Genomic DNA, 12,683 nt, shown 5'->3' on the forward strand with positions numbered 1-12,683 from the left:
AATCAAATAAATAAACAAAACAAAAGCACGCAAAAGTGTTAGTAACATTGGATAACTAACTTTTAAGCCGTTTTAAAAAACATTTTTTTAACATAATTAACACCTTAATAACAATAGGTTTCTTTTTATATATAAAAGAAGTTATTATTAATTGATTTGTGGAATGGATATCTTCGAAGAAATAAATGTGAAGGGTTTTCATGACGAGGAGATAGATGCCTCGCTTGATCTTTTTGCCGAAATTGAAAAATTAAAAAAAGAAAAAAATGCGGTTATACTGGCCCATTATTATCAGGAAGGAGATATACAGGATATTGCCGATTATATTGGCGACAGTTTGGGCCTTTCGCAACAAGCTGCCAAAACTGATGCCGACATTATTGTTTTTGCCGGCGTACACTTTATGGCTGAAACAGCCAAAATATTATCGCCAAACAAAAAGGTTTTACTGCCTGATGTAAAAGCAGGCTGCTCACTGGCCGACAGCTGCCCGCCACACTTATTTAAAAAATTTAAGGAGAAGTATCCCGACCATTTGGTGATAACCTATGTAAACTGCACCGCCGAACTGAAGGCGTTAAGCGACATAGTTTGTACATCAAGCAATGCGGTACAAATTGTTGAAAGTTTGCCGAAAGACCAGAAGATAATTTTTGGTCCTGACAGAAATTTAGGTGCCTGGGTAGCTAAAAAAACAGGCCGAGATTTAGTGTTGTGGAACGGGGCATGCATGGTGCATGAAATCTTCAGCCGCGAAAAAATAACTAAACTTAAAGAGCGCTACCCCGATGCAAAAATACTGGCACATCCTGAATGTGAGGAAGTTATATTAGAAACGGCAGATTTTATAGGATCTACCACAGGCATTTTAAAATATGCTACAAATAGCCCTGCCAAAGAATTTATAGTAGCAACCGAATCTGGTATTATGCACCAGATGATAAAGGATAATCCGGATAAGACTTTTATCCCCGCTCCGCCTAATAATAACTGTGCATGTAATGATTGCCCGCACATGAAGCGAAATACTTTAGAGAAGCTTTATTTATGCCTTAAAAACGAAATGCCGGAAGTTACTGTACCGGCTCATATAATAGCGGATGCTGTAAAACCGATTGAAAGAATGCTGGAAATATCTGCCAACCTTGGGTTGTAAACAAAGCGCTGTTAAAAAAAATCCCCATGCAATTAAGCATGGGGATTTTTTGTTTGGACTGACGTATTTGAGTTACAAGTTGTCAACCTTATTTTCTACAGCATCCTGTATGGCCTGTGGTAAAGCTGATAGCAGGTTGTAGCCTGTAGCTTTTTCAATATCACGTACGGTTACGCGGTATTGTTTCCAGTCGGTATTGATCGTATTAATATTAGGCGTGTTGACTGCAATAACCCTGGTGCCCGCAGTAACACGTGCAGCATCATTATTTCCGTTAGGGATGATTACCGCAATTTTCCAGACGTTACTTGGTACCGTGATCTGGTTATTGTTAATTTTTGATGCTACACCGTTTGAACCAGTACCGCCTATGCCATAGCTTCCCATTATCACATAAACCTCGTTACCCGATGCAACTTGTGTACGTAGGTAGCCTTCAAGATTATTCCATGTTTGTTGGTTATTTTGTGGTGCCTGTGGTATCATATTGGTCATCAGGAAAGTAGCAGAGTTAGCATTGACAGAACTTGTTCTATCGGCTGAAGGGCAATTATGACCACGATCAAAACCAGACCCTGAATAGCTGTTACTTTCCACCTGGTAAAAACCATTAGGTAAACCAATAAATCCGGCAAAGTTATCCTGCCTTGTAGCAGTGCCGTTAATAGTATTTGCATCAATATGCCAGCTTACCCAGTTTGGTGTACCTCTTGTGCTGCTGTATGATTCTACATAATAGCTTTGATCCATCAGGTAATTATCAACCATAACCAAAGCGGGCTGGGCACCCGAAGGGTTACCAAATAATAGGTTACTGTTATCACCCGTAACAGGTTGTGCATCTGCACCGGCTGTTACCCCACGATCCGGTGCCGGGGTGCCGGTATTACCACCGCCTGTATCTCCATCATTACCAGTGTCTGGAGCACCGATAACTATGCCTGCGTCACCTTTGCCTTTAAATGTTATATCATCCAGGTTAACGCGTGTCGTGCCTGTTTTTTGAATACGGAATCGCACCTTTTTGGTAGTGGTAACTTTAAATGAATCTGCAACTAAAGTTGTGCTGGTTTCTGTTATATCGCTGCCTAACTGCGTAAAGGTTGCGCCGCCATCTTCAGATATCATTAGTTGCCATGTAGAATTGGCATCGTTGCCATATTTTGCGTGCTTAATGCTAATTTGTTCAAGTCCTGCTATATCGAAGTTCATGGTGATGCTACCTGTACGTAGCCTTACCGCTTTAGTTCCATTTTTTGCGTCGGCGGCAAGGTTGCCAATTACCGCGTCGTTAAAATTCCACATACCGGTTAACAATTGCACATCTGCCGCAGCGTATGCACCTTTCGTACCACTTTCAAAAGTTTCGGTTATGGTGTAGGGTTGTGGTATAGGGGTGACTGTACCTGTACCGTTGCCCGCTCCCGGGTCCATTACGGGTACTGTGTCTTTTCTACAGCTTGCAATAGCCAGGATAAAGGCCGATAGGATAAGTAATTTTCTGAATTTCATGTATTAATATTTTGTCAGTCAAAATTAATACATCACTATTAACCTGGTGTTAATAATATTTTAGGAGGTAAAAATTGTATTACAACCATCTAAATGCTTACAAACTAAATCAATAAAATATTGCTAACAGGTTTTTGTATTTTTGTACGCTTGGATTACACAGATTGGTATTTTTAAGGGGCATCGGTGTAATCGAAATATGTAATTATTGTAATCCAAGTACATCAATATAAGCACATAAAACTATGTTCGAGAACGAAGAAAAAACAAATATAGAATCGTTAGGCGAGTTTGGCCTGATAAGCCATCTTACTAAAAATATCAATCTTACTCAAAAAAGTACTATAAAAGGTGTTGGCGATGATGCTGCTGTGCTTGATGCGCAGGGAAAGCAAATGCTGGTATCTACAGATATGCTGCTGGAAGGTATTCATTTTGATTTGGCTTATACACCCTTAAAGCATCTTGGTTATAAAGCCATACAGGTAAACCTAAGTGATATTTACGCCATGAACGGTATAGCCACGCAGGTAACGGTATCTATTGGTATGTCGAGCAAGTTCCCGCTGGAGGCAATAGAAGAGCTGTATGAAGGTATTTACTTAGCTTGCGGTAACTATAACGTTGACATAGTTGGCGGCGATACCAGTGCCTCTAAACAAGGCTTGGTTATCAGCGTAACATCAATTGGGTATGCCGATGCAGCTGATGTAGTTTACCGCAACGGTGCGCAGGAAGGTGATTTGATTTGTGTTTCTGGAGACTTAGGCGGTGCGTATACCGGTTTGCAATTGTTGGAGCGCGAAAAACTGGTTTATCTGGAAAACCCAAACATACAGCCTGATCTTGAAGGCAAAGATTACATAGTAGAGCGCCAGTTAAAACCCGAAGCCCGTAAAGACATTATTGACCTTTTAAAAGAGCTTAATGTTAAGCCTACTGCCATGATTGATGTATCTGACGGACTGGCGTCCGAAGTATTACATATTTGCCAGCAAAGCGATAAAGGTTGCAGGTTGTATGAAGAGAAGATACCTATCGACCCAATGACTTACGAAACAGCACGTGAATTTGGCCTCGATCCTACCGTGTGTGCACTAAGCGGCGGCGAAGATTACGAACTTTTGTTTACTGTTAAGCAGGCAGATTATGATAAGATTAAGCATAAGATGGATTTTTCGATCATAGGCTATGTTACCGAACCAAGTGCCGGTAAAACGCTTATTACAAAATCGGGAAATGTGCACGATTTAAAAGCACAAGGCTGGAATGCCTTTAAAAGCGAATGAAAAAGGGGGCTTAGCCCCCTTTTGTTTTAAGTATGATCAAGTCGGGTTTTCATATGTCTAAGTTTGCCGAAGACCTGACTAATCACTAAATGATCCGATGATTTTTGGGATTATTTATAAGTGATTGTTCGCTCGGTAATTTCATAAGGCTTATGGTCTTTGTAAGTTACGTTGCGTGTCCAGTTACCTTCCTTATCTGTGTTGAAGTACTTTTGCTCAAGCTCAAAAGCGTATGAGCCGCCGGTTTGCTTGTAGGTATCTACCAAACCATCGTTATTGTATGTGAAAAGTATCTTACTGGCTGCACTGCCATTAGCGTCATAACTGTCAATTTCTTCAACAAGGCCTTTGCTGTTTTGCAGGTGCTTTTCTTTGCGCTCTACTGTGCCGGTTTCATTGTAATAATTTACTTCAGATATCAAACCATCGTTGTAACTGAACTTAACGGTAGAACTTACCTTACCGGCATCACCTTTATAAGTTATTTCTGAAACAAGTCTATCCTCATACTTAAAAAACTCAAACGGTTGCTTGCTGCCCGATTCTTTGATGGATACTTTTTGTCCGTCCGCGTTATATTCAAACGTGTAAATTTTGTGCGATACTTCAGCGCTGTCACCAGCGCCATATATGTAGGTATTGTCAAGGTTGGTTACATTACCATCTTCGTTATAGGTAGCAACTTGTTTTGAAGTCATGTTACCGTTAATTATCTGCCCATTTTTCTCAACCGGCTGATATTTGCCGATAACCATTTTAGTAACATTACCTTTTATGCTATCTGTTTGTAAATCATTTTTTGGTTTACTGCATGATGATAGGCCCAATGCCAGGGCTGTTAGCGATAAAAGGGTTTTATATATTTTCATAGGTAGCTTGTTATTCGGATATATACTTGTTGTCAATTTGCTTGTTGGCTTTGGCACCTAATTTTTTCACTTTTTCTGCAGTAATGGTAAGGTTTCCGCGTCCGTCGGTTAATTTATTTAGTGCCTTATCATAAGCATCCTGGCTTTGCTTAATGTTTTTGCCAATGCTTTCCATATCACCAACAAAGCCAACAAACTTATCATACATTTCGCCGCTAAGTCGTGCTATCTCGAGCACGTTACGGTTTTGGCGCTCCTGTTTCCAAATGCTGGCAATGGTGCGTAATGTGGCCAGTAAGGTACTTGGGCTTACAATTACTACACGTTTATCCCAGGCATCGCTAAATAAATCAACATCCAGTTGCACGGCAAAGCTAAAGGATGATTCGATAGGTACAAACAAAAGCACAAAATCGGGCGAGTTCACCTGGTACAGGTCATGGTAATTTTTCGAGGATAAACCATGCACATGGCTGCGTATAGATTCGATATGCGCCTTAGAAAATAGTTTGCGTTCATCGTCCGTTTCGCAATTAACCAAACGCTCATAGGCAATCAAGGATACTTTCGAGTCAATGATAAGATGCTTATCATCCGGCAGATCAATAATTACATCGGGTTGCAGGCGTATTCCGTCAACGCTACTAAGGCTTGCCTGTATGCGGTATTCCCGGTCGCGCACAAGTCCGCTGCGCTCCAGCACTTTCTCCAATATTACTTCGCCCCAGTTGCCCTGCTTTTTATTGTCTCCTTTAAGCGCTTTTGTAAGGTTTGATGCCTCGGTACTTATCAGTTGATTCAGTTCCATCAGCTTGCCTATTTCGCCCCTTAATACATTGCGTTCCGCGGCCTCGGCATTGTAAACTTTTTCTACTTTAGTTTCAAATGCCTTGATGTTCTCTTTTAGCGGATTAAGAATAGAATCGATATTCAGCCGGTTTACATCAGTAAATTCTTTTGATTTTTCTTTAAGCAATCGTTCAGCAACGTTTTCAAACTCACGCTGAAAGTGAAGTCGCGTTTGCTCTATCTCCTGCTTTTGTTCTGCAAGCTTTTCCTGCTGGGCCTTGAAGTATGATCTTGATGATTCCAACGATTGATTAGCCTGTGCCAGTTGGCTACGCTCGTATATAAGCTCATCAAGCAAGCGTGCTTGCTCATCTTTGAGTAAGCTGGTGATATTTTCTTTTTCGGCCATCAAACCAATGGCTCGCTCTTCTGCTTTTGCCAAAGCAATTTTCAGGGAACCATTTTCGCTTTGAAGAGATGCAAATTCGTTAGCGGTAATACTTGATGCAGGTTTACGAAGTATAAAGTAGAATGCAAGCGCAGTTATAATTACACCTGCTAAAACAAAAATAGCTACGTCCATTTTGATAAAAATATTAGCAAAACGAAGGTAGCTATTTTAATATTGCTAATAAAGCGATTTAGGGTTGAGTTTTAGTAGTGTCTTTCGGCATGTTTGTGGTACCCTGACCCATTCCTGTAGAATCCTTACCGCCAGTCTCCGTGGGAGTAACAGGCAAAGTTGCACTGTCTGAAGGGTTTTGGTTGCCTACATGTGTTTGGGCTGTATCAGTGGTACTATCACCGCTGCCGGCAGATCCCGACCCTTTACATGCTGCAATACTGATAGTGGCAATTGCGAATGCATATACAAATAGCTTTCTCATAAATTATGGTCTTGATGTGGTAGTATCAACTGTTGGCTTAGCAGCGCCGTTACCTGTGGTTCCGGTATCCGTACCACTGGTACCAGCCTGCGGCGGCGAATTTTTACCTTCTTGTAAAGCACTATCTGCCGGGCCGGAATTACCTATATTGGTTTGCCCGGAATCTGCCTGTGCACCACCTGTTTTAGGGCTGCTGCTGCACGCCGAGGTAGATAATATTATAGCCATAGCTAAAATGCCAGTTAAGTGCTTCATATATTAAATACAATTGGCATATTTGCATGTTTCAATTAATTTGAATAAATGTAAGTTATATACAAGCCCATCTGTTATATGCCCTTAAACTACTTACAAAATTTGGTCAGATTAGATGAAGCATCTTTGTTACCTAACTCGATTGCTTTTTTGAAATCTGCACAAGCCCCAGCATCGTCCTTTAAATAGTGCTTGGTCAGTCCTCTGCCATTGAAGGTATCTCCGTCTTTAGGATTAAGCTCTACAGCTTTATTGTAATCTGCTAATGCGCCATTAAAATTCTCCAGTAAACGTTTAGCCAGTGCGCGATTATACCAGGCATCTGTGTACTTAGCATCAAGCGAAATAGTAACATCTAAATCAGTTATTGAATTAGCATAATCTTCCATGTTCAATTTTGATGTCCCGCGCTTAAAATACCCGTCCGGATCTTTTGGAGCAAGCAAAATATATTGTGAATAGTCATCTACAGCGTCAGCATAATTGTTTAACCTATCGTTTGCTATGCCGCGGTTATAGTAAGCAATATCGTATTTCGGATCAAGTGTAATGGCTTTAGTAGCATCAGCAACTGCACCATCATAATCTTCCAGATCATATTTGGTAAGACTTCTTGAATTATAGGCCGATACGTATTTGTCATCAATAGAAAGCGTTTTATTATAGTCATCTAAAGCGCTTTTATAATCTTCAAGATATCGTTTTGAGTTACCTCTGCGGTAATATATATCCGGGTCATCAGGAGTAATAGTGGCCGCAAGGTTAAAGTCTTCAATTGCGGCTTTGTAATTTTTTGAAAGATGTTTTGCAAAACCCCTGTTATAAATAGAACCTGCAGCTTTTGGATTAAGCTTTACAGCTGCATCATAATCTGCAATAGCACCTTTGTAATCTTCCAGATCTTTTTTTGCAATGCCACGTTCATTAAAAAAATCTGCATCAGTGTTTCTTAGCGCTATAGCTTTATCAAAATCAAGTATAGCTTCTTTAAGCTGTTCGAGCTTTCGTTTGGCTATGCCCCTGTCATAGTATGCAATTGGCCCTTTAGGATTTATTGTGATGGCCTTTGTGTAATCTTCAATAGCACCTTTGTAATCGTCGTTAATGTATTCTTTTGCCAGTCCTCTCTCTATATATGCATCCTCATAATTTTGATTGAGCTTTATCGCCTCAGAAAAATCAGCCACTGCTCCAGAATAATCTTTCAAACCATATTTGGCAGCAGCACGTTTGTAAAAATTAACGGCTTCAGGTTTTTGATGAATTAATTTGCTGTAGTACTTAACGGATGAAGCATACTTAACGCTATCGGTTTTTGAAGCTTGAGCTTGTGATAGCACAGGAATAAATAAAAAAGGGATTAATAAACGTTTCATTTGTGTGGTTTGGGTTATTATTAGTTGTTACAAAGCAGCTTTACCTTTTCAGCTGCACCTGTATTGCCGAGTTGTGCACTAAGTTTGTAATCGGCGCAGGCGCCAGATATGTCATTTAATTTTTCCTTTGCAAAACCACGATTGTTAAGTGCATTTTGATAATTAGGATCAATGGCAAGCGCTTTTGTGTAATCTTCAATGGCTGCTTTATAATTTTCTAAAAAACGTTTAGCAACTCCGCGATTATTGTAGGCATCTACATTTTTAGGTTCTAATTTTATAGCGATGTCAAAATCGTTAACAGCATTTTGAAAATCTTCTAAAAAGATTTTTGCATTACCACGTTTAAGGTATCCATCGGATGAGTTTGGTACCAAAATCAGGTATTTACTGTAATAATCTACCGCGCTATTAAAATCTTTTAGGGCAGTATTTGCCAAACCAAGGTTGTAATAAGGGGCGCTAAAGTTAGGGTTAATAGCAATTGCTTTATTTGCATCCTCAATTGTACCCTCGTAATCTTCCATCTGATACTTGGAAAGAGCGCGGTTGTTGTATGCGTTAGCATATTTCGGGTCAATTTCTATAGCCTTTGTATAGTCAAAAATAGCACTGCCATAATCATTTAGTTGGCGTTTTTCGTCGCCGCGGGTGTAATACGCTGCTGCATATACCGGGTTTATGTTAATTACTTTATCGAGATATATGATGGCCGTTTTATGGTCATTTTTTACCGAGTAAATAAGCGCCAAATTAAAATGAGGCATATAGTTACCGCTATCTAAGGCAATACTTTTCTTATAGTCGGCAATTGCCCCAATAAAATCGTCGAGGCGCTTTTTGATAATGCCACGCTCATTGTAAGTGCTGGCAAAATTAGGTTCCAATTGAGCAGCCTTGTCAAAATCGGTAAGGGCCGGTTTGTTTTCCTCAGTGAGGCGATAAACTATACCACGGTTATAATAGCCGATATAATTGGCTGGTTGCATATCAATATAGCGAGAGTAAGTAATTATGGCAGCTTTGTAATCGTTTTGTATTTGCTTGGTTCTGCCTAATTCGAGCACTGCTTTGCTGTCATTTGGGTCTAATTCGGCTGCTTTGCTGTAATCTGCAGCGGCCCCGGTATAATCTCCAAGATTAAATTTTGCTACTCCCCTTTTTAGGTAAGCGCCGCCTTCATTAGGTTGTTTTCCGATTATACCTGTAAAGTATTTAATACTGCTGTTGTATTTTACACTATCGGAGTGTGAGATTTGCGCCACTGCCAGCATTGGTAGTAACGCCAGTGACAATAGTAATTTTTTCAATTGCTTAAAGTATAGGAGTTAAAGCAACTAATATAATTATCAAAAACAATTTTATGGTTAAAAGAAACAGAATTATTGCGCCTTCTCTACCCTAAGGCCCACATCGCTAACATCATGCAGGGGGTTGTCGCGCATGTTTTGTTCTATTTCGAAATGATAGGTGCCGGCAACCGGAAACTTATATTTTGTACGTAGTGGCAGTTGATAGCTGTAGAGGTTGCCGCTGCCGCTGCCAAGCCATTCGCCGTCGGCATTGGCCAATTTAAATTCATAGCGTGTAGTAGCTACCTTTTTTTTGTTGGCCGAAGTTTGCTTAAGCAATATAAAAATGTTGGAGTATTTATATGTGCCGCCTACACGCAGGTTTAAATACAAGTTGTAAGGCTTGGATGTATCGTCGATCTTAACATCAAACTTAACCCTGTTAATGTACGACCAATTGTGGTTTGACACTTCCCGGCTATCATCAATAACCATCGACGGATCGGTACAGCCCTGCATCAACAATGCAAGGGCTGCCATACATCCGTAAATTAGTTTTAAAGCGCGCATTTATTCAGGCTTTGCCGGGCTTTCGCCGCGGTTTGGATTGTTGTTATTATTGTTTGGCCTTGGGCGGTTGCGCCTGTTGTTGCGGTTATTACCCTGCCTTTCACCACTGCCTTCCGGGCGCTGGCCCTGCGGCTGCCCTTCGGGGCGTGCCTGCTGTTGCTTGTTGGCATCATTTCGCTGTGGCTGCTGTCCTTCAGGACGGGCACCTTGTTGCCGGTTACCATCGCGGTTACCGCCCTGCTGGCGGTTTCGCTGAGGTTGCTGCTGGCCATCGGGCCTTGGGCCTTGTGGCTGTTGGCGGGTTTGCCCCTCAGGGCGATTGCCTGCCTGCTGCTGCCCGCCTTCGGCCGGCTTGTTGCCACGATTTTTATTTTTATTGCGGCTCTTATTTTTGTTGTTATTGTTGTTACGGCGTTCGTCAAGGCGGGTTAAGCTATCCTGACCAACAACGTTTTCGTAATCCAATACCCTTGCCGGTTTAACATCCTGCTCAACAGGCTGGCCAAGATCCGGAGGCAAAACACCTTCGCGGTTCATTTGCTGTATCTCTTTTACTTTGGCTATTGGCAGTGGAACCCATGATTCCTCGCCATGAAAGCTAAACCACATCATTTTTTTAAAGATGTCGGTTTTTTGTAGGCGGGCATCACCTTTCTCAGTTCTAAGCACGTTTACGTTATCTGGGATGTGTTTAAGGGCATCCATGTAAGTATCCAGCTCATAGTTGAGGCAGCATTTTAACTTACCGCACTGGCCGGCCAGCTTAAGCGTATTTAATGAAAGATTTTGATAGCGGGCAGCAGCCGTTGATACCGTTTTAAAATCTGTTAGCCAGGTACTGCAGCAAAGTTCGCGGCCGCATGAGCCAATTCCACCAAGGCGGCTTGCTTCCTGGCGCATACCAATCTGGCGCATCTCTATACGAATCCTAAAAGCCTCGGCCATTTTCTTGATCAGTTCCCTGAAATCTACACGGCCTTCGGCCGTATAATAAAATGTTGCCTTGGTTTTGTCGCCCTGGTAATCAACGTCGCTTATTTTCATCGACAGGTTCAGGTCAAGCGCCAGCGTACGGGTTTTGTGCATGGTTTCCCATTCCAACCCCTTTGCTATCTGCCATTTGTCTACGTCGGCAGGTGTGGCACGACGGTAGATTTTTTTAGCAACGTCAGCCTCTTTTACGTGGCGTTTATGCATTTGCATACGCACTAACTCGCCTGTTATAGACACGTGGCCAATATCGTAACCACCGGTAGTAGTTTCAACCGCCACAAGGTCACCTGCCTCGAGATATATATTATCAACGTTATTGTAAAACTCCTTTCTCGAACCCTTAAATTTAACTTCAACTATCGAAAAAGGCTTATAATTTATTGGCATATCCATGTGTGATAGCCAGTCGTGAACATCCAGTTTGCTGCATCCGTTGGTGGCACATGAGCCATTACTTTTGCAGCCTGCAGGTGTGCAACCGCCACCTGTTGAGCAACTTCCGCATCCCATAATTAATTCGGTATATAATGAATCCCCGCGGGGAGTGTTTTAAAATGTAAAATTTTTATAATCTGCAAAGATACGTCTAAAAATAAGATTTTAGGGTTAGCGTTGCGTTCTATATGATAGTGGGCTTTCTCAAGCTCCGTTATTATTGCCTGTGCCTGTGGTATATTCATTACCGAGGCCATTTTGGTAGCAGTTTCTTTTTCATGGGCAGGAAGCTTAACCATTGCTTCGGCCCCTGCAAGTATTAAACAGCATTCGCGCAAAAAGCTTATACCATACCGCATAAAATTTTTTTGGTTTTCACGACCCATTTTGGCGGCCTGATCTGTAAAGCTTAAAGCCTCCGATCCTTTATTTGAGAAACAGCTGCGCAACCATTGTACAAACAATGTATGGTAACTTTTAGTATCCTGCTGCAGCATTTGCAGGGCTTCGGTCATGTTGCCATTGCTCAGGTAAGCAATTTCGGCTGCAGCCGTTTCTGTTTGATTATGCTTTGAAAGTAACTCGCTTTTAATGTCGTCAAAATTAAGGCAAGGCACTTTTATAAGCTGCGTTCGCGACAGGATGGTATTTAGTATTTGATCTTGATTTTGCGCAACAAGCAGGAACAGTGTGTTTGGCTGCGGCTCCTCAATAACTTTTAATAGCGAATTACCTTCTTTATCCAGGTACTCTGGCAGCCAAAGTATTAATATTTTATACTCCGACTCAAAGGGTTTAAAGCTGAGCTTTTTTATAATCTGGTGGCACTCGGCAATGTTAATGTTAGCCTGTTTGTTTTCGGCATCCAGGTAACCACGCCAGGTATCAAGATTTAAGTATGGGTTGGCTGTGAAAGCGTCGCGCCACTGCTCAATAAAGGTAAGTGCAGTATCGTCTTTATGTTTAGCAAAAAATGGATACGAGAAGTGTAGATCCGGATGCATCAGTTTTTGATATTTCCGGCATGATGCACATACTCCGCATGAATCATTAGGTTGTTTATCCTCGCAGGATACATACTGGGCATAAGCCACAGCCAAGGCAAGGCTGCCACTACCTTCGGGCCCCAAAAACAGCTGCGCATGGCTAACCCTGTTCTCTGTTACAGAGTTGATTAACCTTTGCTTTACTGCTTCCTGCCCTATGATATACTTAAATTGCATTTGGTGCAAGGTAATTATTAGATATGATATTTAAGAT

Annotated in this window: 12 protein-coding genes; 2 read left to right on the forward strand and 10 right to left on the reverse strand. The window is 41.4% G+C overall.

The features are described from left to right. Positions 1-163 precede the first annotated feature (163 nt). Positions 164-1,156, forward strand: coding sequence for a quinolinate synthase NadA (gene nadA, locus FPZ43_RS08375; protein ID WP_146381413.1), 993 nt, complete (start codon positions 164-166; stop codon positions 1,154-1,156). A gap of 72 nt (positions 1,157-1,228) precedes the next feature. Here the strand turns inward: nadA and FPZ43_RS08380 are convergent, their stop codons facing one another. Then, a complete protein-coding gene (locus FPZ43_RS08380; protein WP_146381414.1) occupies positions 1,229-2,668 on the reverse strand; it encodes a DNA/RNA non-specific endonuclease in 1,440 nt (479 codons plus the stop codon). A gap of 245 nt (positions 2,669-2,913) precedes the next feature. Between FPZ43_RS08380 and thiL the strand changes: the two genes are divergently transcribed. Continuing rightward, a complete protein-coding gene (thiL, locus tag FPZ43_RS08385; RefSeq protein WP_146381415.1) occupies positions 2,914-3,957 on the forward strand; it encodes a thiamine-phosphate kinase in 1,044 nt (347 codons plus the stop codon). Positions 3,958-4,067: 110 nt separating this feature from the next. On the opposite strand, the gene FPZ43_RS08390 is transcribed toward thiL, so the two are convergent. From FPZ43_RS08390 to FPZ43_RS08430, 9 genes are all read right to left on the reverse strand, one after another. Then, positions 4,068-4,826 carry a hypothetical protein gene (locus FPZ43_RS08390; RefSeq protein ID WP_146381416.1) on the reverse strand — a complete coding sequence of 253 codons (759 nt, stop codon included), beginning with the start codon at positions 4,824-4,826 and terminating at the stop codon, positions 4,068-4,070. A gap of 10 nt (positions 4,827-4,836) precedes the next feature. Then, a complete protein-coding gene (rmuC, locus tag FPZ43_RS08395) occupies positions 4,837-6,198 on the reverse strand; it encodes a DNA recombination protein RmuC (RefSeq protein WP_146381417.1) in 1,362 nt (453 codons plus the stop codon). Positions 6,199-6,256: 58 nt separating this feature from the next. Beyond that, positions 6,257-6,502 carry a hypothetical protein gene (locus FPZ43_RS08400; protein ID WP_146381418.1) on the reverse strand — a complete coding sequence of 82 codons (246 nt, stop codon included), beginning with the start codon at positions 6,500-6,502 and terminating at the stop codon, positions 6,257-6,259. Positions 6,503-6,505: 3 nt separating this feature from the next. Continuing rightward, positions 6,506-6,757, reverse strand: coding sequence for a hypothetical protein (locus FPZ43_RS08405; protein WP_146381419.1), 252 nt, complete (start codon positions 6,755-6,757; stop codon positions 6,506-6,508). An 89-nt stretch (positions 6,758-6,846) separates the two neighbouring features. Beyond that, the gene (locus FPZ43_RS08410) at positions 6,847-8,133 is read right to left on the reverse strand and encodes a tetratricopeptide repeat protein (RefSeq protein WP_146381420.1); all 1,287 of its coding nucleotides are present in this window, start codon (positions 8,131-8,133) and stop codon (positions 6,847-6,849) included. Between the two features lie 20 nt (positions 8,134-8,153). After that, positions 8,154-9,443: a tetratricopeptide repeat protein gene (locus FPZ43_RS08415; RefSeq protein ID WP_146381421.1), complete on the reverse strand. Its 1,290-nt coding sequence runs from the start codon at positions 9,441-9,443 to the stop codon at positions 8,154-8,156. Between the two features lie 72 nt (positions 9,444-9,515). Then, positions 9,516-9,965, reverse strand: a complete 450-nt coding sequence (locus tag FPZ43_RS08420) for a gliding motility lipoprotein GldH (RefSeq protein ID WP_261381030.1) — start codon at positions 9,963-9,965, stop codon at positions 9,516-9,518. A gap of 30 nt (positions 9,966-9,995) precedes the next feature. Next, positions 9,996-11,498, reverse strand: coding sequence for a regulatory iron-sulfur-containing complex subunit RicT (gene ricT / locus FPZ43_RS08425; protein WP_146381422.1), 1,503 nt, complete (start codon positions 11,496-11,498; stop codon positions 9,996-9,998). A gap of 2 nt (positions 11,499-11,500) precedes the next feature. Further along, on the reverse strand, positions 11,501-12,646 hold the full coding sequence (locus FPZ43_RS08430; RefSeq protein WP_146381423.1) for a DNA polymerase III subunit: 1,146 nt from the start codon (positions 12,644-12,646) through the stop codon (positions 11,501-11,503). Between the last annotated feature and the right edge of the window lie 37 nt (positions 12,647-12,683).

The sequence above is a fragment of the Mucilaginibacter pallidiroseus genome (genome assembly GCF_007846085.1).
GTDB classification, from domain to species: Bacteria; Bacteroidota; Bacteroidia; order Sphingobacteriales; family Sphingobacteriaceae; genus Mucilaginibacter; species Mucilaginibacter pallidiroseus.